We start from the raw sequence: 21429 nt of genomic DNA on the forward strand, positions 1-21429 counted from the left end.
CGAGCGACCACAGCGGCCGCTCGCCATGACGATTTCACCCCAACAGATGCATCCCCGCATCCATGCGCACGACCTCGCCGGTCATGTGGCCTGACGCCGGGCTCGCCAGGAACGCCACGAGCTGCGCGATGTCCTCAGCGGATGAAGCCGCGCGCAGCGGCACCCGCGCGACCACCGCATCGCGCACCTGCTTGGCACCGGCCTCGCCGCGGCCCTTGGTGAACCAGGGCGTATCGATGTAGCCGGGGCAGACGGTGTTGACGCGGATCGCAGGCGCCAGGGCGCGCGCCAGCGATAGCGTCATCGTGTTCAGCGCGCCCTTGCTGGCGGCGTAGGCGACCGACGAGCCGATGCCGCTGATGCCGGCTACCGACGAGACGTTGACGACCGCGGACGCACGCGCCGTCGCCTTGGCCGCCGCTTCCAGCAGCGGCCGCGCGGCGCGCACCATCTGGAAGGGGCCGATGGTGTTGACTGCGAAGATGCGCTGGAAATCCTCCGCCGAAAGGCCATCGAGCTGATCGTGCGGCACGTGCTTGGTGGTGCCGGCATTGTTGACGAGGGCATCCAGCCGGCCCCAAGCCGCAGCGGCGGCGACGATCTTGCGGCAATCCTCATCGCGCGACACGTCGCCTTGAATGACGACGACCTCGACTCCTTCCTTGCGGCAGAGATCAGCGGTCTGCTCGGCTTCACTCTTGCTGTTCGAATAGTTCACGACGATGCGCATGCCGGCCTTCGCCAGCAGCAACGCGGTCGCGGCTCCGAGGCCGGACGCCGACCCCGTCACGACCGCGCACAGACCTTCAGCCATTCCGCACCTCCCTGTTTGCCTTGCTTCTTCTTAGCCAACATCGCTGCATCTGCAAAATCGGCACAATCTCCGCAGCGCGGAAATCGCTCGCCTCCATGCGGCGAGCGGACGGGGCCCTGCAGCGGGCTACGCTTGTCAGGGCCGTCGCTTGCGCTCATCATGCCGACAAAACATCGCCGGCGCGCGCAGGACATGGCGCGCCGAGACCGACGACAACGAGGGCGAGGAGCGCTGTGGCGGAAGCTGAGAACATCGTCGTTGCGACCGCGGAAAGGATCTTCGCCGATCTCGCCGACCCGCAGACGATCAACCACGACAAGGACGGCCGCTGGACGGCGCCGCTGTGGCGGGCGCTGAGCGAGGCCGGCCTGACGCTCGCCTGGGTGGGCGAGGAGTTCGGCGGCGCCGGCACTGACCTCGCCGATGGCTTTGAGATCATCAATGCCGCCGGCCGTTTTGCGATTGCGGTGCCGCTGGCCGAGACGCTGCTCGCGGGCTGGCTGCTGCAACAAGGCGGCATTGCCTCCCCCGACGGCGCCATGACGATCGCGCCGGCTCATCCGAGAGACCGGATCACACTCGACACTGACGGCACCTTGTCCGGCCGTGCCCGCGGCGTGCCGTTCGCAAGGACGGCGCAGCACGTTGCCGTGCTCGCCGAGGGCGGAGACGGCGTGTCGATCGCGCTGGTCGAGACCGCGCGGCTGCGCATCGACGCGGGCCTCAACCTCGCCAACGATCCCAGCGACACGGTGACGTTCGACAAGATCATGCCGCTGGCATGCCGGCCGGCACCGGCCGGCTTCGACGCCACCACCTTGATGCTGATGGGCGGCGTCGCCCGCGGACTGCAGATCGCCGGCGCGCTGGATCGGCTGCTCGCGATCAGCGTCAACTATGCGGGTGAGCGCGTCGCCTTCGAGAAGCCGATCGGCAAATTCCAGGCGGTGCAGCACAACCTGGCACGGCTGGCCGGTGAGAGCGCCGCCGCGAGCGCGGCCGCGACATCCGCCGCGGATGCGATCGCGCGGGCCGCCGCATTCGACGAGGCGGTGTTTCTCGAAGCCGCCGCGGCCAAGATCCGCTGCGCCGAGGCCGCCGAGAAGGGCGCGGCGATCGCGCATCAGGTCCACGGAGCCATCGGCTTCACCACCGAGCACATCCTGCACCGCTTCTCGCTGCGCGCGCTGGCCTGGCGCGACGATTTCGGCTCCGAGAGTCATTGGGCCGTCGAGCTCGGCAAGCGCGTCGCTGCGCGCGGCGCCGATGAGCTGTGGCCGCTGGTCGCCTCGCGCTGACCACGAAGAGGATTGTTGCATGAGCGCACTTCGTTTCGATCCGATCCGGCTGCCGAGGGAATGCGAGGAGCTGCGCAAGGAGGTGCGCGCCTTCCTCGCTGATGAGATCGCGGCCGGCACCTTCAACCCGTACCAGCCCAAGCGCGAGGACGCCGACGCGCGCGAGTTTGCAGCCCGCGTCGGCGCGCGCGGCTGGATCGGCATGACCTGGCCGAAGCAATATGGCGGCCACGAGCGCTCGTTCCTGGAGCGCTACGTCGTGACCGAGGAAATGCGCGTCGCCAACGCGCCGGTCAGGCGCTTCTTCGTCGCCGACCGGCAGAGCGGGCCGATCCTGCTGCGCTACGCGCCCGAGCATATCAAGATGGACATCCTGCCGCGCATCTGCCGCGGCGAGCTGTGCTTCGCGATCGGCATGAGCGAGCCGAACTCGGGCTCCGACCTGTTCGCCGCCAAGACACGCGCGACGAAGACCGAGGGCGGCTGGCTGATCAACGGCTCGAAGATCTGGACCACGTCGGCGCACATGGCCGACTACATGATCGCGATCTTCCGCACCTCGCCGTCGACCAAGGAGAACAGGCGTCATGGCTTGACGCAGTTCCTGGTGAACATGAAAACGCCCGGCATCAAAGTGAACCCGATTGGGCAGATCACCGGGCAGAAGGAGTTCAACGAGGTCGTCTTCACCGACGCCTTCGTGCCGGACGATCATCAGCTCGGCGAGATCGACGGCGCCTGGAAGCAAGCGACCTCCGAGCTCGCCTATGAGCGCTCGGGACCGGAGCGCTTCCTCGAAACCTATTACGTGCTGACCGAGCTGGTGCGCGCGGTCGGTCCCAACCCCGACACGCGCAGCGCGGAGGGCATCGGCCGGCTGGTGGCTCAGCTGCACACGATGCGGCGGATGTCGGTGTCGGTCGCCGGCATGCTGCAGGCCGGCAAGGAGCCGGTGGTCGAGGCCTCGATCGTCAAGGACGTCGGCACGATCTGGGAGCAGCAGCTGCCGCACCGCGTCCGCGACCTCGCCGCGTTCGTCGAGGAGAACGCAGGAAATCGCGAAACCTTGGAGAACCAGCTGACCTTTGCGATGCAGACCGCGCCGAAGCTGACGATCCAGGGCGGCACCACCGAGGTGCTGCGCGGCATCATCGCGCGCGGGCTGGGATTAAGGTGAGGGTCGACGACACGCCGCGATCATCGCAGCCGCACGCGCGGGGAAGTAGCTCCGTCATCGCGAGCGCAGAGAGCGATCCAGGACCGCACCAACAGTCTGGATTGCTTCGCTGCGCTCACAATGACGCTGGAGAAGCAGAATCGGAGACCCACCATGACCCACTTCCCTGACATCGGCGTCGAGATCCACGGCCATGTCGGCCTGATCGAGATTCGCCGGCCGCCGCTCAATTTCTTCGACATTGCGCTGATCAACCAGATCGCCGACGCGCTCGAAGGCTTCGACCGCGACATCGAGATCCGCGCCTCGGTGCTGGCGGCGCAGGGCAAGGCGTTCTGCGCCGGCGCCAATTTCACCGATCCGGCACGCCAGGCGCAGGAAGCGGCCGGCGCCAAAGGCGATCCGGCCGACAGCCTCGGGGCGATCAACCATCTCTACATGCAGGCGGTGCGGATCTTCCGCTGCAAGAAGCCGGTGGTCGCCGCCGTGCACGGCGCCGCCATCGGCGGCGGGCTCGGCCTCGCCGTCTCGGCCGACTTCCGCGTCACCTGTCCGGAAGCGCGCTTCTCCGCCAATTTCACCAAGCTCGGCTTCCATCCCGGCTTCGGGCTGACGGTGACGCTGCCGGAACTGGTCGGCAAGAACAACGCCGAGCTGATGTTCTACACCAGCCGCCGCGTCACCGGCGAGGAAGCGCTGAGGATGGGCCTCGCCAATGAATGCGTGCCGCAGGACCAGGTGCGGACGGCTGCGATGAAGCTCGCCGCGGAAATCGCCGAATGCTCGCCGCTCGGCCTGCTGTCGACCCGCGCCACGATGCGCGCCAATCTCGCCGACCGTGTGATGGCAGCAACCGAGCACGAGCTCGCCGAACAGACCCGGCTGCGCGCGACCGAGGATTTCAAGGAAGGCGTCAAGGCGACCGAAGAGCGCCGCTTCGCGAACTTCAAGGGCCGGTGAGCGATCGCCGTTGGAAATGCCAACTAACACCGCGATCTACGCTGCGCTCCCTCTCCCCGTTCTTACGGGGAGAGGGTTGGGGTGAGGGGCAGACGCACGGGTGGTGCCAGAGGTTGGACCTGTACCCCCTCACCCGGATTGCATCTGACGATGCAATCCGACCTCTCCCCGCAAGCGGGGCGAGGTACACCGAGCCCGCCGCCAGACTGCCTCCAGGCACGAATCTCACGCCGTGAGCGCAAACGTCACGCCACCGATCTCGAAGTCGCCGTCTGACACCGCATATCCGCGCGCACGCGCGACGTCGCTGACGGACGTCATATCGGCGACACGGAAGGTCAGCGCGCTCATCAGTTCGCGCTCGCCGGGTTCGACACGGATACGGGCGTTCGGCAAGTACAACTGCTCAACACCATCGCTGCCGGCCGTCGGCACCACATCGAGAATGCGCCCCCAATGCGCGGCAAGTGAAGCCGGCGCGGGGCTCTGCAGCACCACCTCGGTCAGCGCCGACGTCACGTCGCTGCGGATCGCTCGCGTCCAATCCGGCCCGGCGGGCGGATACGGGCCGAGCACATCGTCGCTGCCCTCGGTGTGATTGAGCTCGATGAAGGCGGCGCGGCAGTCGCGGGGATGCAGTTGCACCCCGTGATAGGGCGGATGATCGATGACGTTGGCGGTCCGCACACCCATCTCGTTGGCACGGGCGGCACGGCCATCGGGATCATCGCAGGCGAAGATCGCCATGTAGCCGCCGCGGCCGCCGGTCTTGTCCAGGAAGCGTCCCGCCGCGGTGTCCTCGCGGGTCGGCGCGATCACCTCGAGCAGGATCGGCCCGACCGGCAGCAGCGCATTCTCCAGCCCGTATTTGCCGACATGCGGATCGCGGTAGCAGACCTCCAGCCCCATGATCGCGGCGATGTCCGAGGCCACCGGCTCGAGCCGGGGCGCGACAAGGCAGATCTGACGGAGGTGGAGGTAAGCCATCGCAGCCCTCTTTGCGGAATCCCCTGTTCACACAAGCCCGCGGCGTCATTGCGAGCGACGCGAAGCAATCCAGAGCTCAGGCCATAACCCTGGATTGCTGCGCTCGCAATGACGGAGAACGCGGAGCTATCGGCCCTGAAACACCGCCGCGCGCTTCTCGACGAAGGCTTTCGCCGCCTCCTTGTGATCCTCGGTGTCGCTGCAGCGCGAGTGATGCATCGCCTCGGCGTCGAAGCAGGCCTCCAGAGTCATCGTCTCGGCATTGTTGATGTTGCGCTTGATGTAGCCGAGCGTCACGCTCGGCCCCTGCGCCAGCGACATCGCCAGCGCGCGCGTGGCCGCTTCGACCTCGGCGTCGGGCACGACCTTGGTGACCATGCCCAGGGTGAGCGCCTCCTGCGCCGTCAGGACCGGCGAGGTCAGATACAGCTCCCGCGCCTTGGCGCTGCCGAGCAGTTGGGTGAGGAAATAGGTGCCGCCGAAATCGCCCGACAGCCCGACCTTGGCGAAGGCCGTCGTGATCTTGGCCGACTCGCCGGCCACCCGCAGATCGCAGGCCAGCGCGATCGACAGGCCGGCGCCGGCGGCCGCGCCGTCGATCTGCGCCACCACCGGCTTCTGCATCTGGTGCAGCAGCCGCGACACCTCCATGCGCTCGCGCAAGGTCGTCACCTTGGTCTCGAACGAGGGCGCGGTCTTGGCTTCGGCCATCGCCTTGACGTCGCCGCCGACGCAGAACGTGCCGCCGGCGCCCTTGAGCAGCACCGCGCGCACATCCGGATCATTGGCCGCACGATGCGCCGCCTCGACCAGGCCCTTGGTCAAGTCGCTGTTGAGCGCGTTGCGCCGCTCCGGCCGGTTCATCGTGATCGTGAGCAGGCCGGACTCGAGGTGCTGCAGAACTGTGGTGTTGGTGGTCATGGCCGGCGCTCCTTGTTGTTTCCCGGTGTTATGTCTCCGTCATTCCAGGGCGACGCGTCAGCGTCGAACCCGGAATCCCGAGCTGATGGACTCACATCGAGGTTCCGGGTTCAACGCTGCGCGTTGCCCCGGAACGACGGATGTCGCGGCAGCGTTTGCGCCTTGCGCAGGCGCGCCCCGGAATGCCGTCGCCCCGGCCGTCACTTCTTCACCAGCGGGCAGCGCGACGCTTCCAGCGGCTGGAACGCCTCGTTGCCAGACACGGTCGCGAGCAGCTTGTAGTCGTCGGACCTGCTCTTCGATTCCGATGGCTTCTTGACCTCGAACAGATACATGTCGTGCACCATGCGGCCATCCTCGCGAATGCGGCCGCCCTTGGCGAACATGTCGTTGATCGGGGTCGCCCGCATCAGCTTCATGACGGCGTCCGCATCCGTGGTGCCCGCGGCCTTCACGGCTTTCAGATAGTGCGTGACGGAGGAATAGACGCCGGCCTGGGCCGAGGTCGGCACGCGCTTGGTGCGCTCCATGAAGCGCTTGGTGAAGGCGCGGGTGTCGTCGTTGAGATCCCAGTAGAACGCTTCCGCGACCAGCAGCCCCTGCGCCGTCTCGAGCCCGACGCTGTCGATGTCGGAGACGAAGGCGAGCAGCGGCGACAGCTTCTGGCCGCCCTTGGCGAGGCCGAATTCGGCGGCCTGCTTGATCGCGTTGATGGTGTCGCCGCCGGCATTGGCGAGCCCGATCACCTTGGCCTTGGAGGCCTGCGCCTGCAGCAGAAAGGAGGAGAAGTCCGAGGTGTTGAGCGGATGACGCACGCTGCCGAGCACCTTGCCGCCCGACTTCACCACCACGGCGGTGGTGTCCTTTTCCAGATCCTGGCCGAACGCGTAGTCCGCGGTCAGGAAGAACCAGGTGTCGAGGCCAGACTTCACCGCCGCCAGGCCCGTGACGTTGGCCTGCGCAAAAGTGTCGAACACGTAGTGCACGGTGTACGGGCCGCAGGCCTCGTTGGAGAGCCTGACAGAGCCGGGGCCATTGAAGATGATGATCTTGTTGCGCGCCTTGGCGATCTCGCCGGCGGCCAGCGCGGTGGCGGAGGCTGCGACATCCCAGATCATCTCGACGTCCTGGTTGTCGAGCATGTCGCGCGCGATGTTGGCGGCGAGATCAGCCTTGTTGAGATGGTCGGCCGCGATCACCTCGATCTTGCGGCCCAGCACCTCGCCGCCGAAATCCTCCACCGCCATCTTCGCCGCGGTCTCGCTGCCGGGACCGGTGATGTCGGCGTAGAGGCTCGACATGTCGAGAATGCCGCCGATCTTCAGCGGCGGCTTGCTCTGCGCATGCGCCAAGCCTGCGGACAACGTCAGCGCCGACGCCAGCATGAACAACGACGCCGCCGCGCCGCGGATGGTTCTGCTCATCGATATCCTCCCTGCCGGGCGCGTCGCTACATGGCGACGGCCTCTTTGATAGTTCGCATCATGGCCCACGCTTTCGCATGCGGCAAGCGCTCAGCACGCTCAGCAAAAGCGTCGCCGGTCGCCGCTTTCCGCTCAGTGGAATGGAAATTTCGTGCGATGATGCAGCATGACGAGAGAGCGCAGGATGCGGAGCAGACGGAGGCTGATCGCGCTCGGCGCGAGCGTCGCGACCATCGCGATGATGTCGGCGAGTCACGCCACACCGTGCATGTTCGCGGAGCTCGGCGAAGGCCACGTCAGCGAGATCATCGATGCACGCAGCTTCCGTCTCGACGACGGTCGCGAGGTCAGGCTCGCCGGCATCGAGGTGCCGCCGGAGGAGCAGCGCGTGACGTCGATGGATGCGTTGGGCGTGCTGCTGCGCGGCCGCGACGTCGTGCTGCGCGGAGAGGACGACACCCCTGACCGCTATGGCCGGCAGCGGGCCTTCGCGTTCGTGGCCGGCGCGGACCAGCCAGTGCAGAGCGAGCTGCTCCGGCAGGGCGCCGTGCTGCGCGGGGTCGACCTGCCCGACCGGGATTGCGCCCTCAGCCTGGGCGCGGCGGAAGCCGAGGCACGCAGCGCCGGGCGCGGCCTCTGGAAGATTGGGACCGTCATAAAAAACACGGAAAGTCCAGACGATATTTTGTCTCGCGTAGGGCTATTTACGGTTGTCGAAGGGAAGGTGTTGTCCGTACGACAGACGGGGACAACAACTTATCTGAACTTCGCTCGTAGCTGGACACGGGGCTTCGCGGTGATTATTCCAAAGCGTATGATGGCGGTATTGGAAGGTGCCGGTATCGACGTCAAATCACTTGCGAATCGGCAGGTTCGCGTGCGCGGTTGGGTTGAGGCGCATGCGGGTCCGAGACTGGAACTGACACAGACTGCCCAGATCGAGATTTTGAGCGGGAATTGACCGCTGAGGTACGTGAGTAGCGACGTGAACCTGTCTGTTCGAAAGCGCATGACGGTGATGAACTGCGGTTCGCGGATCGCACCGGCGCTGCTGTGCCTGGGACTGGCGTTGGCCGGTTGCAGCGACATGGGCAAGTTGCAGCAGGCGACGGCGCCGATGCCGACGCCGCGGCCGAAGCCGGCGATGGTGCAGACGACGCCGGCGAGTGATCGCGAGCACGAGCGCATTCTCGCAACCTATGGCGGCGCCTATGAGGATCCCCAGCTCGAGGGCCTGATCGGCAAGATCGTCGACCGGCTCGTGGCCGTGTCCGATCGCCCCGACCAGGGCTACAAGGTCACGATCCTGAATTCCGGTGCGGTCAACGCCTTCGCGCTGCCGACCGGCCAGCTCTACGTGACACGCGGCTTGATTGCGCTCGCCAACGACACCTCCGAATTGTCGTCGGTGCTGAGCCACGAGATGGCGCACGTGCTGGCGCGCCATGCCGCGATCCGCGAGGACCAGGCGCGGCAGGCCGCCGTGGTGACCCGCGTCGTCTCAGACATGGGCAACGATCCGGACCTGACGGCGCTGGCGCTCGCCAAGACCAAGCTGACGATGGCGAGCTTCTCGCGCACTCAGGAGTTCGAGGCCGACGGCATTGGCGTCGGCATCTCCGCCAAGGCGAAGTTCGATCCCTACGGCGCGGCGCGCTTCCTGAGCTCGATGGAGCGCAATGCCGAGTTGAAGGCCGGTAAAGTCGCAATCGACCCGCGCGCGCAGGACTTCCTGTCGTCGCATCCGGCGACGCCGGAGCGGGTGCAGAACGCCGCCGCCATCGCCAAGCAATACGTCTCCCCCGAGGCCAGGGAGCATGACCGCGAGACCTACTTGGCTGCAGTCGACAACATCGTCTACGGCGAGGACCCGAGCGAGGGCTTCGTGCGCGGCCGGCGCTTCCTGCATCCGAAGCTCGGCTTCACCTTCCAGGCGCCGGAGAACTTCACGCTCGACAACACCGCGCAGGCGGTGATCGGCGTGCGCGAAGGCGGCGCGCAGGCGATGCGCTTCGACGTGGTGCGCGTGCCGGCCCAGCAGACGCTCGGCGACTATCTGAATTCCGGCTGGATGGAGAACGTCGACAAGTCGGCGACCGAGGAGCTGACGATCAACGGCTTCCCGGCGGCCTCGACCACGGCGAGCGGCGATCCCTGGCAGTTCAAGGTCTACGCGTTGCGCGTCGGCAGCGACGTCTACCGCTTCATCTTCGCCTCGCGGCAGAAATCCACCGAGAGCGAGCGCAATGCGCGGGAGACGGTGAACTCGTTCCGCCGGCTCAGCCTGGAGGAGATCCAGTCGGCGCGGCCGCTGCGCATCAAGGTGATCACCGTGCAGCCGGGCGACACCGTCGAATCGCTTGCGCACCGCATGACCGGCGTCGACCGCCCGGTCGAGCGTTTCCGCGTTCTCAACGGCCTCGACGCCCGCGCCCAGGTCAAGGTCCGCGACCGGGTCAAGATCGTGGTGGAGTGAGCGGACGCGAACGGGCCTTCAGCAGCCGGCCCACGACTTCGGAAATGATCTGCTCAGAACGGCCAGCCTGACGGCGGTCGTCGCGCAGGTTGCGCTTCGCCGAACACTGGCGCGCGCCGCTCGATTTTGGCGGTCATCTGCTTGAGCTGCGCCAGCGCGCCGGTATCGCCGCTCCGGTCGGGCTGCGCGGGGCGCGAGCGGGCTACGGTTGCGGCCTTCTATGTGATGGAGCGGCCTTTGGCCGACAATCCGCTATCATCTGCCCAACCACGCGAGAGTCGCGGCGAAACGCGCAAAGCAAAAAGCCCGACCTCGCGGCCGGGCTTCGCTAAGCAACTAATTGGAAAACGTGCAAACGGTCGATCAGGCGGCCTCGTCGGCCACGGCGGTATCGTCGCCGTCGATATCATCGCCCTCGGCGTCGGCATCACCTTCGGCGACCGCATCGGCTTCGGTCTTGGCACCGCGGCGCGGGCTCTTGGCGAGCTGCGTCTCGATCTCCTTGACGGCCTCGGTCTCGGTCGAGTGCTGCACGACGGCGATCTCGCGCGACAGACGGTCGAGCGCCGCTTCGTAGAGTTGGCGTTCGCTGTAGGACTGCTCGGGCTGCGACTCCGAACGGTAGAGATCGCGCACGACCTCCGCGATCGCGACGATGTCGCCCGAATTGATCTTCGCTTCGTATTCCTGGGCGCGACGCGACCACATGGTGCGCTTGACGCGGGCGCGGCCCTTCAGGGTCTCCAGCGCCTTCTTCACCAGCGCCGGGTCGGACAGCTTGCGCATGCCGACATTGGCGACCTTGGCGGTCGGCACCCGCAGCGTCATCTTGTCCTTGATGAAGTTGATGACGAACAGCTCGAGCTTGGCGCCCGCGATCTCCTGCTCCTCGATGGCCAGGATCTGGCCGACGCCGTGAGCCGGATAGACGACGAATTCGTTGGTCTTGAAGCCCTGGCGCTGGGTCGGCAGCTTCTTTTCCTCGACGCGCGGCGCGGCCGCGGCGGGAGCAGCCGGCTTGGCGGCGACGGCGGGCTTGGCAACAGGGGCAGCGGCCGCGGGAACGGCGGTCTTGGTGGCAGCCTTGGGCGCAGCGGCGGCCTTGGCAGGCGCAGCCTTGGCAACAGAGTCCTTTGCAAGAGTGGTCTTCGCGGCGGATGCTTTCGCGGCAGTCTTGGCAGTCTTTTCAGGCATTGCGCTTCTTTTGTTCTTGGTGGACTTGGCAGCCGAGGCCTTCGCGGCAGCCCGAATCTCCTTTACAGGAGCCCGGGCACGGCCCTTGGAAACGCTGCGGCTGGCCGCGGCGGCTTTTTTTGTACTCTTGGAAGCACTCTTTTTACGCGTTTTCTGTGACACAGCCTGCGCGCGGAACTGCCACGCCCCTGTTTGATGTTGCGGGAACCTAAAAGGGCGGCCAAAAAAGGTTACGCATGGCCGGGTTCGGCTCTGAGAATGTGCTATATATAGCACATTTGCCGCAAAAATCAATGATTTAGAGGCCGCAGGGGCGGTATTGTGACGGATCCACGAAGTTAGGGTTAAGTGCAACGTGCCGGAATAGAACAACTCATGCAGCGGTTCCCGCTCACCGCATGAGGTGTTCTAGGCCATTGTTTCCGCGCAACGATTTCGATCGGCGCGATGGCGCCCCGCAGGCCGGGGCGCGCTGGTGACGCGCAGGTGGCGAGACGACCGTCAGTCTCCGGCGCCGGGCTTCGACGAAAAATATTTCTGGAACTTTCCATCCTCGCCGTCGTGCTCCTTGGCGTCGGCCGGCGGGTCCTTCTTCTGGGTGATGTTGGGCCAGGACTTGGCATATTCGGCGTTCACGCCCAGCCACTTCTCCAGCCCCGGCTCGGTATCCGGCTTGATCGCGTCGGCCGGGCATTCCGGCTCGCACACGCCGCAATCGATGCATTCGTCCGGATGAATGACCAGCATGTTGTCGCCCTCGTAGAAGCAGTCTACCGGGCAGACCTCAACGCAGTCGGTGTATTTGCACTTGATACAGTTTTCGGTGACGACGTAAGTCATCCAAGGCTCCGGAACGGATCGACAATTCGGCTGGCTTGGACTAGCGCAGGACGTGATGTGCCGCAAGTGAAGCGGGGCGAAGAACTGAACCGGACATTGCTCCGGCGCAATCGATCAGGATCGTCCGCCATCCAGATCATCGTACAGTCCGCGCACCGAGGCAGCGTCGCCGCGACGCTCGGCAAAGCCGGTCACCTTGAGCACGCGCACGCTGCGATCGAGCGCGATGGTCAGCACATCACCGGTCTTCACCCCATGGCCCGGCGAGGTCTCGCGCACACCATTGACCCGGACATGCCCCGACGACACCAGCGCCGCGGCGCTGGTGCGCGCCTTCACCAGCCGCGCATGCCACAGCCATCTGTCGAGGCGCTGGCGCTCTGACGGGGTGTCGGACGTCGGCGTTGTCCTTCCAACCAATCTTGCCAACCGATCTTGCCGCTCAGTCCTTGCGGTTGTTCCCCGCGAGTTGCTCCTTGAGCGCGGCGAGCTTGGCGAACGGCGAATTGGGATCGACCGGACGGTCGCGATCCCGGCCGCCGCCGCTGCTCGATGCGTAGGGCCGCAGCGCCGGGCCGCTGTCGCGCTTGTCGCGGCCACCCTTGCCGAAGTCGCGGCCGCCGCGCCCCTCGCGGTCACCGCCGAACTTGCCACCCTTGTTGCGATCCCGGTTCTGGTCGCGCCCCTTGGCATCATGATCGCGGCGCGGCCCGCGATCCTCGCGCGCCGGTGCCGATGCGCCCTCGGCTGGTGGAGCCGCACCAGCCTCCGGCGGGCCCTTGCGGAAGTCCTTGCCGAACTCCTTCATCCGGTCGCGCCGGCCATGGCCGCGGTGATGGCGCTCGCGTGCCTCGCCGCCCTCGGCCGGAGCGGTCCCGGCCGGTGCCTGGCCGCCGCCGGCAGCCTGCCCGCGCTCATGCTGCGGACGGTTGGGCCGGCCGCGATGATGATGGTCATGGCGCGGCCGGCGCTCCTCCGAGCGCCCGCCCGGCCGCCAGACCTCGACCAGGACGGGCTCGGCAGCAGGCGCGGCCTCGGCGGGAGAAGCCTCGGTAGCGGTCGATCCAGCAGCAGTTTCCGGCGCGGCAGCTTCAGCCGACGCGTCGCCGATGCTCGTTGCCTCGTTCGCGACGGCCTGGGCGGCTTCGGCCTGCGGCGCATCCGCAGCGACGGCGGTTTCCGCCTCGGCGACGACGCTTTCGGCAGCCGACTCGGCCACGGACGCCTCGTCCGCCACATCCGGCGTGACGAAATCGACGGTCGGCAGCGATGCCAGGGCCGACACCGACGCGGTTTCCGCCTGCTCCTCACCGACCACCGCGGGCACGGCGACGGTCTGCTCGGTCACCGGAGCGACGGCGGCCTCCGCGACGGTGGGAACCTGCTCGTCGGCCGGCTCGCCGGCGACAACTGCGAGGTCCTCGCCCGGCACGGCCTGCGCATCTGCCGGCTCAGCCGGAGCGGCTTCCGCAGCGGCTCCCGCGGCGGCAGCAGCCTCGACGGGCTTCTCAATCGGCTTGGGCGGCAGCGGCGGGCGCTTCTCCATGCGATAGCCGAGCGCGCGCAGGATCGAGGCGAAGTCCTCGCCGGCCGAGCCGGTGAGCGAGGTCATCGCCTGCGTCACCACGAAGCCGCGGCCGTCGAAGGCGCCGGCCGGCTTTTCGCCCGGTGCATTGTCGCGCCAGGCCAGGGCGGGACGAATCAGGTCGGCCAGCCGCTCCAGGATGTCGACGCGCACGGCGCGCTCGCCCGCCTGCTTGTAGCCGAGCACGCGATAGGCATCGCGCGGCAGCGCCTTGTCGACCGGGAACGAGGTCCGGCCCGAGCTCGCCAGATGCTGCGCGCCGGTCAGCGCGGACATGTCGACATTGCCCTGCTTCTCGGCCCACAGCAGCGCAGCGAGCGCGCGCGCGGCGGGCTTGAGCAGCGCCGGGACGTAGATGTGGTAGGCACCGAAGCGGACGCCATACTTGCGCAAGGTGGCGCGCGACGGCTGGTCCAGATCCTTCATCTCGGCGGCGATCTTGGCGCGCTCGATGACGCCGAGAGCCTCCACCAGCTGGAACGCGATGCCGCGGCCGATGCCGGTGATGTCCTCGGCCTTGGACAACTCGAACAGCGGGCCGAGCAGCTTCTCGATATGCGTCTTCAGCCACAGATCGAGCCGCGCCTGGACCTTGTCGCGCGCAGCACCGGTCAGCCGCTCGTCGGCGATGATGCGCAGGCGCGGATGCAGCGCGTCGTCGGCCGCGACCAGCTTGGCGACCGCGTCGCCGGTCCAGCGCACCGTGCCGTCGGCGGTGAGCACGATGTGCTCGTCGGGCGCGCTGGACAGCTTCTCGGCGCGCGCCTCGATCTCGCCGGCCAGCGCCTTCTGGGCAGCAGCCTGCAAGGCCTTGGCCTCCGAGCCGGCTTCGGCGGCGTCGGGCGCGAAGGTGAATCCATCCAGGCGGCCGATCGCGTGCCCTTCAACGATCACTTCGCCGGTCTTGCCGATTTCCGTATTCAAAACACTGTTCTCCCGCAGGCGCCGCATCAATACACTGGTACGACGATCAACGAAACGCTCCGTGAGCCGTTCATGAAGGGCGTCTGACAATTTATTTTCGAGTTCGCGGGTAATCCCCTGCCAATAATCAGGGTCGCGCAGCCAGTCGGGCCGGTTGGCCACGAAGGTCCAGGTACGGATCTGTGCAATCCGCCCCGACAGCGTATCGATGTCGCCATCGACGCGGTCGGCCTGATCGACCTGGGCCGCGTACCAGGCGTCCGGAATACGCCCCTTCTGCATCAGGAAGCCGAACACTGTGGTCACCAGCTCCGCATGGGCGGCCGGCGACAGCCTGCGATAGTCGGGAATCTGGCAGGTTTCCCACAGACGCTCGACCGCGGCCGCGCCGTGAGCCATGTCGCGCACCTCGGCATCGCGCGCGGCGTGATCGAGCACGCGCAGATCCTCCGCAATCGGCGCGCGCGTCAGCGCCTCATGCGCCGGCGCGACCGCCAGGGAGACCTGAAGCGCGCTCAAGGACGCGAAATCAAGCCGGGAGTTGCGCCATTGCAGCACCTTCACGGTATCGAAGGCATGGTTCTGGAGCGCATTGACCAGCTCGGGCTCGAATGGCGCACAACGTCCGGTGGTACCGAACGTGCCATTGCGCGTCGCGCGTCCGGCACGGCCGGCGATCTGGGCAAATTCCGACGGCGTGAGCCGGCGGAACTGATAGCCGTCATATTTGCGGTCGGACGCGAAGGCGACGTGATCGACGTCGAGATTGAGCCCCATGCCGACCGCATCGGTGGCGACGAGATAGTCGACGTCGCCGTTCTGGAACATCGCCACCTGCGCGTTGCGGGTTCGCGGCGACAGCGATCCCAGCACGACAGCGGCGCCGCCATGCTGGCGGCGGATCAGCTCGGCGATGGCGTAGACCTCGTCGGCCGAGAACGCCACGATGGCGGTCCGGCGCGGCTGTCGCGTGATCTTGCGATCACCGGCGAATTCGAGTTGCGACAATCGTGGCCGTGTCACCATCGACGCGCCCGGCAGCAGGCGCTCGATGATGGGGCGCATCGTCGCAGCACCCAGCAGCAGCGTCTCGTCGCGACCGCGGCGATTGAGGATGCGGTCGGTGAAGACGTGGCCGCGCTCCAGATCGGACGCGATCTGGATCTCGTCGACGGCCAGGAACGACACGTCGAGATCCCTGGGCATCGCTTCGACGGTCGACACCCAGTAGCGCGGATTTTTCGGCTTGATCTTCTCCTCGCCAGTGATCAGCGCGACGGCCTCGCTGCCGACGCGATCGGCGATCTTGTTGTAGACCTCACGCGCGAGCAGCCGCAGCGGCAGTCCGATGATGCCGGAGGAATGCGCGAGCATGCGCTCGATCGCCAGATGCGTCTTGCCGGTGTTGGTGGGGCCGAGCACGGCGGTGACGCCGCTTCCGGGAGCGCGGTCGGACGTGCGCTCGAAAGGCGAGGCAGCCGAAGAGGACGAAAAAGCCATTCGTTAAATGTGGGTCTCGAAGCCGGCGTTGGAAGCGCGCCGTTCACGCGCGACGGATGCGGAATAATCGTGTGTCTGGAGAGGCTGCGATGCTGACCCCTGTCTCACATTGTGACGCATATAGTGACGCAGCTTAAGCTTCGGAACGCCTTGAGAACGAATCGCGAAGGAATCGCTGACTCCGTCGGCTTTCCGGCTTCGTTCACCGCAACATCTCGCGCTCTGCCATCAAGCCAGCACTAGATCAAGTTTTCGCGGGCTCCACAAGCAACGCTTTCGCGATGGAACTGGCGCGCGTTCAGCGCGTCCCGAGTCGAATCAGAATCAGGGAAGAGTCAAACGGATTCACGCGCAGCAGACAGCATCCATAGGGGGTCCCGACAAATCGGAGCTCATGAGCCCGTCAGTCCGGAGATCATGCAGCGCGAACCCCGAATCTCCATCGGATTCAAGCGATAGCGGACGGCATGCCGTCAGGCCTTCACGCCACGGCCGCTGACGGGGCTGTGCCGCAACGACGAGATTCCGATGTGGAGGAGCAGCGAAACGACGCACTACTGGGTCTTGGCGACGTGCGGCGCCGCCTGGGTGATGAACGACGTCGCTTCCAGCATCGCGGTCCCCAGCGGGGTCGGGATCACCATCTTGAACGGCACCAGCACACGGGTGCCGGCGATCGGCACGAAGAAGATCTCCATGTTGCGGGCCTGAGCCAGATATTTGATGACCGGCCGGTCCGGGATGTAGCCCGCGACTGGCGTGAAGTAGATCGCGCAGACCAGCGCCGGGCCACGATAACCCTTGTCCGCCTTGACGTTCTCCATGCGCTTGTAGTCGAGCTTGAGCTCGTAGCGCATGCGGCCGTCGAACACGGGCGCAGCGCCGCGGCACGAGTCCGGCGACAGCAGCTCGCCGTTGCCCGGCACGCGCACCAGAGAGGCCGTCATCGGATCGAGCACGCCACGCTTGTGGGCATCCGTCACCGGAATGCGGTCGGGATCGACCGGAGGCGCCGGCTCGATGGCGAAGTCCTTCACAGTACCGTTCTGCAGATTGATGCGGATCTGCTCGGATTTCTTTCCCGTCGTGGTCGAGGCCTGGTAGCTCTGGCCGACCAGGGCGCCGTTGACGACGCGCCCCTGCACCGAGCCGGTGCCTGATCCTTGCGAGAAGCTCTTGAGCAGGCCGGCGGTGCCGCCCTGAGCCGCGGCACCATACTGATCATCCCCGATCTCGACCGCCCAGGTGCCCTTGCCGACGGGGATGCCAGCCAGGGAAGCCTCGTATTGAGCGTCCAACCGAGCCTGCGCCTGGGCGTTTTGCGCCGGCAACAATAGGCAGAGCGCTGCCCCGGCCGCGGCCAGGCGACAGGAGAGAAATGAGGGAACCGAGATGATGGTCACGTGACGAATGATCCTACCGATCCGCCTGCCTGAGCGCCGGACCGATCCGACGCGCCGTCCTTGCTACTTAAGCCAAAAACGCCTTCAAACAACGCGAACCGTCCGACAATGGCGGTTTGTCCAGCGCTTTGCAGCTGAACAGCACTCAGACCGTCATCCGCAGCTCTGCCGGAACCGAGCCGCGAACCTCCGACCGCGCCAGCATGCCGCCATTCCGGCATTTCGGACTGTTCGCGGGATATCCATCCATCACGTCCGAATGCGCCCTTTATATGGTCTAAACTATCGGCTATACTATTGATTATACGCCTGCTTTTCTGCTGGTTGGCGATTTCGGCCCGACCAGGAGGATGCACGGGTCGCGCCCTTCGGGTTCGCCGGCCCGGCTCCCTCTATTCGCTGCGGCCTTCAAAACCTTGACGAAAAGCCGCATCCCCCCTATACGACCGCATCTCCCAGAGACGAGCTGGACGAGTTTTGGACCCCCGCGGCCCGCCGACACAGGCGGACGAAGGGTGCGGGGATGAGAGAGGATTTATTGCCATGTCGCGGCGCTGTGAACTGACGGCCAAGGGTCCCCAGGTTGGCCACAAGGTCAGCCACTCCAACATCAAGACCAAGCGGCGCTTCCTGCCGAACCTGTGCAACGTGACCTTCATCTCGGATGCACTCGGCCGCAACGTGCGCCTGCGCGTCTCCACCAACGCGCTCAAGAGCGTCGACCACAATGGCGGCCTCGATGCCTATCTGCTCAAGGCCAACGCCGCGACCCTGTCGCCGCGCGCGCTGGAGCTGAAGCGCGCCATCGAGAAGAAGGCGGCGGACGCTGCCCCGGTCGCCAAGGCGAGCTGAGAGAGCGCGCCGAAATTCAGGATTGATGCAGAAGCCGGACGCGTCACGGGCGCGGCTTCAAGCTGAACGAGATGTCGAAACGGCCGGGTCGAGAGATCCGGCCGTTTTGCTTGCGGATGCCGTGACCAACTGACAACTCTGGACACGGGCAGCAGGCGTGGGGCGGCAGGACTGGTCGGGTGACCATCCGTTCGTACAACGGCGCCCCGCAGTCACTTCGCGATGTCCGCCGCGCCGCGCGCAACAGCGACCCAGACGAAGTGCCATAGGGAACCGACCTCCCCAACACCAGCCGGATGCTCTACACTCGTTGCGGTAGCATTATTGCGGACATTCCTTTGCCATGAAGAATATTGTCATCTGCTGCGACGGCACCGGCAACGAGATCAGCGAGAACATCTCGAACGTGCTCAAGCTTTATCGGTGCCTGCGCAAGACCGACAAGACGACACCGCATCAGGTCGTGTTCTACGATCCCGGCGTCGGCACGTTGACGCAGCCCGACAGCTGGCATCGCTTCAAGGCCAATTTCAACATGGTGCTGGGGCTCGCGACGGGCTACGGCCTCGACGACAACGTCATCAACGCCTACTCTTTCCTGGCCACGCAGTACCAGGACGGCGATCGCATCTTCCTGTTCGGCTTCTCGCGGGGCGCCTACACCGTGCGCGTGCTGGCCGGGCTGATCCACAAGATCGGGCTGATCTCGCCGGGTCAGATCAATCTCGTCGGCCCAGGCGTGATTGCCTACAAGAAGTACTCCTCCGACAATCCGAAGGCCGGGCGCGGCATCACCAAGGAGCTCGAGAGCACCGAGGAGGACGGGCCGATCCCGGAGAGCCGCGCCGACCAGGCCGCGCAGTTCGCGCGGATCACCTCGACGCGCTGGCCGACGATCCATTTCGTCGGCGTGTGGGACACGGTGGCGAGCGTGATCGTGCCGCGCACCGACCGGCTGTTTGCGCTGCCGAGCCTCGAGGAGCTCGCCTTCACGATCGAGAACCCGAGCGTGAAGATCTTCCGTCAGGCTGCGGCGATCGACGAGCGCCGCTGCATGTTCCGGCTGAAGCCGTGGGGGATGCCGCAGACCTTCACGCCGAACCGCTTCAACAAGGCGCAGGCGCGACCGCAGGACGCCAAACAGGTGTGGTTCGCCGGCGTGCATTCCGACGTCGGCGGCGGCTATCCCGAGGTGCGGTCGGCGGCTTCGAAATATCCGCTGCTGTGGATGATCGACGAGGCGGTCGAGGCCGGGCTGACGGTCAATCCGCGCACGGTGAATCAGCTCGCCTGGGGCGTGCAGCGCAAGAACAGTCCGTTCTCCTATGTGGCGCCGAGCGTCCAGGGCCCCCTGCACGATTCGATGACGCCGGCCTGGCGGCTGCTGGAATGGCTGCCGAAGAGCGCGACGTACAAGGAGTGGCCGGAGCGCAAGGCGCATTTCGGATTGTACGTTCCGAATTGCGAGCCGCGCTTCATTCCCGAGGGCGCGTTCATCCACGAGAGCGTGCTGATGCGGATCGCGGAATCGCAGGACTACCGGCCCGTCAATCTGCCCGCGTCCTATGAGCGCGTCCCGCTTCCGGTCAAACAGAAGGCGGAGTAGCAGCAACGGCGCGTTGCGCGTCGGGCAGCGTCTTCAGAGGCCCGCGTGTGGCGGATCGCCTCAGATCATGCGCAGATGGATGACGCCGTCGGTCACCTCGCCACGGGCGAACTGCTCGCGCGCCATCTGCTCGAACGCCGTGCGGTTTCGCTGCAGATAGGCGAACGCCTGGTTGCGGGTGCAAAAGCAGGTCTCGAGATGACAGACCTGCCGCGTGGCGCCGATTGCGAGCGCGAATGCGATCGTCTGGCCTCCACGCTGCGTCTCGTCCTTGGCGATGCGAACGTCTGTAGCTGTCGACTTGGCCACGTCAGCCTCCTCGGTACGAAGGTCGGGTCTGTACGCGGGACGCGGTTGAGACGTAATGATCAGGCATGGATCGCCCGTCTGTTCGAGCACCGGCAACGGATCTGAAGTTCCGATAGTTCCACCGGGCAGCCGACGTCGGAAGGCGAGACGAAACCGCCCTAGCGAGCGACCTTCTTCCGCCGCTTCGGCGCAGGCGCCGCGTCAGAACCCGCTTGCGCAGCTTCCGCTTCCTTGGCGAGCCGCAACACGCGCAGCCGCTCCATGTTCTTGCGGACCGCGGTCGCGCGCTGATCCCATTCGGCGCGCGCCTTCGCCCCGTCCTCGGCGGCGACGCGCTGGCGCTCCGACCGCGCAATGCTTTCGGGGGAGCGTTCTGACATCTTCTTGGTGGCCATCGACTGATCCTTCCGGAAACGCGGGTTACCGTCGAGACGCAGAAAGCCCGCTCAATACAGGATCGAGCGGGCAAACCGGCCATTTCAGTACATCCGTGAAATGGCCCAAGACGTCAGAGACGTCAGATCAGTGCGATCAGACCAGCGCGAGATTTTCTGCGCTGGTTTTACCGCGCATCTTGTCCGTCTTGACCTCAAAACTGACTTTCTGGCCTTCAGCCAGACCGGCGAGACCAGCGCGTTCAACAGCGCTGATGTGAACGAACACGTCGTTCCCGCCATCCTGCGGCTGAATGAAACCAAAGCCCTTCTGGCCATTGAACCACTTGACCGTACCCTGCATGTCTATCTCCAAATCATTCACCGCGCGACCATCACGCGATCTCATTCAACTGAGCGATGACTTTTGGAAATAGCCCACAGGCACATTCAGAAAGGCACAGCGGCTAATCGAACTACCTCAAGGTAGAGATTTTCTCGGGGATTACAAGGCCGCGCGGCAAATATAGTTTGCCGAGGGCCGGAACCGTTGAGTCGGCTCGCGCTGGCAATATCAGCAGATTGCCCCTATCTTCACAGCACCATCGGTAACGGCATGGCCATCGATGGCTGAGAGACACTCGTGCTCCCGCCTTCCGACGAAGGGGATCACCGTGTCTCGCACGTATCGTGACTCATAACATTGTGAGCAACACGTTTCATTGACGCCGCTCTGCTGAGCGCGCCGTTCGCCCCGCCGCAGCGCCGCTCGGCTTTGCCAACCG

The 21429-nt window shown here is 65.9% G+C and carries 19 protein-coding genes; 7 read left to right on the top strand and 12 right to left on the bottom strand.

Going from position 1 to position 21429, the window contains the following annotated elements; genetic code table 11:
• Positions 1–34: 34 nt before the first annotated feature.
• A complete protein-coding gene (locus QW863_RS16735) occupies positions 35–814 on the bottom strand; it encodes an SDR family oxidoreductase (protein WP_315715256.1) in 780 nt (259 codons plus the stop codon).
• Positions 815–1047: 233 nt separating this feature from the next.
• Between QW863_RS16735 and QW863_RS16740 the strand changes: the two genes are divergently transcribed.
• The 3 genes from QW863_RS16740 to QW863_RS16750 all read left to right on the top strand — a co-directional run bounded on the left by QW863_RS16740 (position 1048) and on the right by QW863_RS16750 (position 4249).
• On the top strand, positions 1048–2112 hold the full coding sequence (locus QW863_RS16740; protein WP_315715255.1) for an acyl-CoA dehydrogenase family protein: 1065 nt from the start codon (positions 1048–1050) through the stop codon (positions 2110–2112).
• Between the two features lie 19 nt (positions 2113–2131).
• Positions 2132–3289, top strand: a complete 1158-nt coding sequence (locus tag QW863_RS16745; RefSeq protein ID WP_315752289.1) for an acyl-CoA dehydrogenase family protein — start codon at positions 2132–2134, stop codon at positions 3287–3289.
• Between the two features lie 153 nt (positions 3290–3442).
• Positions 3443–4249 (top strand): enoyl-CoA hydratase/isomerase family protein, encoded by an 807-nt coding sequence (locus QW863_RS16750; protein WP_315715253.1) that lies wholly within the window; start codon positions 3443–3445, stop codon positions 4247–4249.
• Positions 4250–4474: 225 nt separating this feature from the next.
• Here the strand turns inward: QW863_RS16750 and QW863_RS16755 are convergent, their stop codons facing one another.
• The 3 genes from QW863_RS16755 to QW863_RS16765 form a co-directional block, all read right to left on the bottom strand.
• Entirely contained in the window at positions 4475–5236 is a 762-nt protein-coding gene (locus tag QW863_RS16755) for a hypothetical protein (protein WP_315715252.1), read from the bottom strand.
• A 126-nt stretch (positions 5237–5362) separates the two neighbouring features.
• Positions 5363–6157: an enoyl-CoA hydratase gene (locus QW863_RS16760; protein ID WP_315715251.1), complete on the bottom strand. Its 795-nt coding sequence runs from the start codon at positions 6155–6157 to the stop codon at positions 5363–5365.
• A gap of 200 nt (positions 6158–6357) precedes the next feature.
• The gene (locus QW863_RS16765; protein ID WP_315715428.1) at positions 6358–7542 is read right to left on the bottom strand and encodes an ABC transporter substrate-binding protein; all 1185 of its coding nucleotides are present in this window, start codon (positions 7540–7542) and stop codon (positions 6358–6360) included.
• A 205-nt stretch (positions 7543–7747) separates the two neighbouring features.
• Here QW863_RS16765 and QW863_RS16770 point away from each other — a divergent pair, with 205 nt between their 5' ends.
• Together QW863_RS16770 and QW863_RS16775 are read left to right on the top strand one after the other, a co-directional pair.
• Positions 7748–8542 (top strand): thermonuclease family protein, encoded by a 795-nt coding sequence (locus QW863_RS16770; protein WP_409998719.1) that lies wholly within the window; start codon positions 7748–7750, stop codon positions 8540–8542.
• A gap of 48 nt (positions 8543–8590) precedes the next feature.
• On the top strand, positions 8591–10057 hold the full coding sequence (locus tag QW863_RS16775; RefSeq protein ID WP_315715427.1) for a M48 family metalloprotease: 1467 nt from the start codon (positions 8591–8593) through the stop codon (positions 10055–10057).
• Between the two features lie 363 nt (positions 10058–10420).
• On the opposite strand, the gene QW863_RS16780 is transcribed toward QW863_RS16775, so the two are convergent.
• The 5 genes from QW863_RS16780 to QW863_RS16800 all read right to left on the bottom strand — a co-directional run bounded on the left by QW863_RS16780 (position 10421) and on the right by QW863_RS16800 (position 17431).
• Positions 10421–11251 carry a CarD family transcriptional regulator gene (locus tag QW863_RS16780; protein WP_315715249.1) on the bottom strand — a complete coding sequence of 277 codons (831 nt, stop codon included), beginning with the start codon at positions 11249–11251 and terminating at the stop codon, positions 10421–10423.
• 501 nt (positions 11252–11752) lie between these two features.
• Positions 11753–12091 carry a ferredoxin FdxA gene (gene fdxA / locus QW863_RS16785; RefSeq protein ID WP_315715248.1) on the bottom strand — a complete coding sequence of 113 codons (339 nt, stop codon included), beginning with the start codon at positions 12089–12091 and terminating at the stop codon, positions 11753–11755.
• A gap of 114 nt (positions 12092–12205) precedes the next feature.
• Positions 12206–12511 carry an RNA-binding S4 domain-containing protein gene (locus QW863_RS16790; RefSeq protein ID WP_315715247.1) on the bottom strand — a complete coding sequence of 102 codons (306 nt, stop codon included), beginning with the start codon at positions 12509–12511 and terminating at the stop codon, positions 12206–12208.
• A 22-nt stretch (positions 12512–12533) separates the two neighbouring features.
• Positions 12534–16100 carry a helicase-related protein gene (locus QW863_RS16795; protein ID WP_315715246.1) on the bottom strand — a complete coding sequence of 1189 codons (3567 nt, stop codon included), beginning with the start codon at positions 16098–16100 and terminating at the stop codon, positions 12534–12536.
• Positions 16101–16654: 554 nt separating this feature from the next.
• Positions 16655–17431 carry a DUF3108 domain-containing protein gene (locus QW863_RS16800; protein WP_315715426.1) on the bottom strand — a complete coding sequence of 259 codons (777 nt, stop codon included), beginning with the start codon at positions 17429–17431 and terminating at the stop codon, positions 16655–16657.
• 615 nt (positions 17432–18046) lie between these two features.
• Here QW863_RS16800 and rpmB point away from each other — a divergent pair.
• Both rpmB and QW863_RS16810 read left to right on the top strand, forming a co-directional pair.
• Entirely contained in the window at positions 18047–18355 is a 309-nt protein-coding gene (rpmB, locus tag QW863_RS16805; RefSeq protein WP_172114511.1) for a 50S ribosomal protein L28, read from the top strand.
• Positions 18356–18698: 343 nt separating this feature from the next.
• Positions 18699–19961, top strand: coding sequence for a DUF2235 domain-containing protein (locus QW863_RS16810; protein WP_315715245.1), 1263 nt, complete (start codon positions 18699–18701; stop codon positions 19959–19961).
• 60 nt (positions 19962–20021) lie between these two features.
• Here QW863_RS16810 and QW863_RS16815 read toward each other — a convergent pair whose 3' ends face one another.
• The 3 genes from QW863_RS16815 to QW863_RS16825 form a co-directional block, all read right to left on the bottom strand.
• Positions 20022–20270 carry a hypothetical protein gene (locus QW863_RS16815; RefSeq protein WP_315715244.1) on the bottom strand — a complete coding sequence of 83 codons (249 nt, stop codon included), beginning with the start codon at positions 20268–20270 and terminating at the stop codon, positions 20022–20024.
• 158 nt (positions 20271–20428) lie between these two features.
• Entirely contained in the window at positions 20429–20665 is a 237-nt protein-coding gene (locus tag QW863_RS16820; protein WP_315715243.1) for a transcriptional regulator, read from the bottom strand.
• Positions 20666–20801: 136 nt separating this feature from the next.
• Positions 20802–21008 carry a cold-shock protein gene (locus QW863_RS16825; RefSeq protein WP_315715242.1) on the bottom strand — a complete coding sequence of 69 codons (207 nt, stop codon included), beginning with the start codon at positions 21006–21008 and terminating at the stop codon, positions 20802–20804.
• Positions 21009–21429 lie beyond the last annotated feature (421 nt).

Origin of the sequence: Bradyrhizobium sp. SZCCHNR1017 (genome assembly GCF_032381375.1) — a bacterium.
In the GTDB taxonomy this organism is placed as follows: Bacteria; Pseudomonadota; Alphaproteobacteria; order Rhizobiales; family Xanthobacteraceae; genus Bradyrhizobium.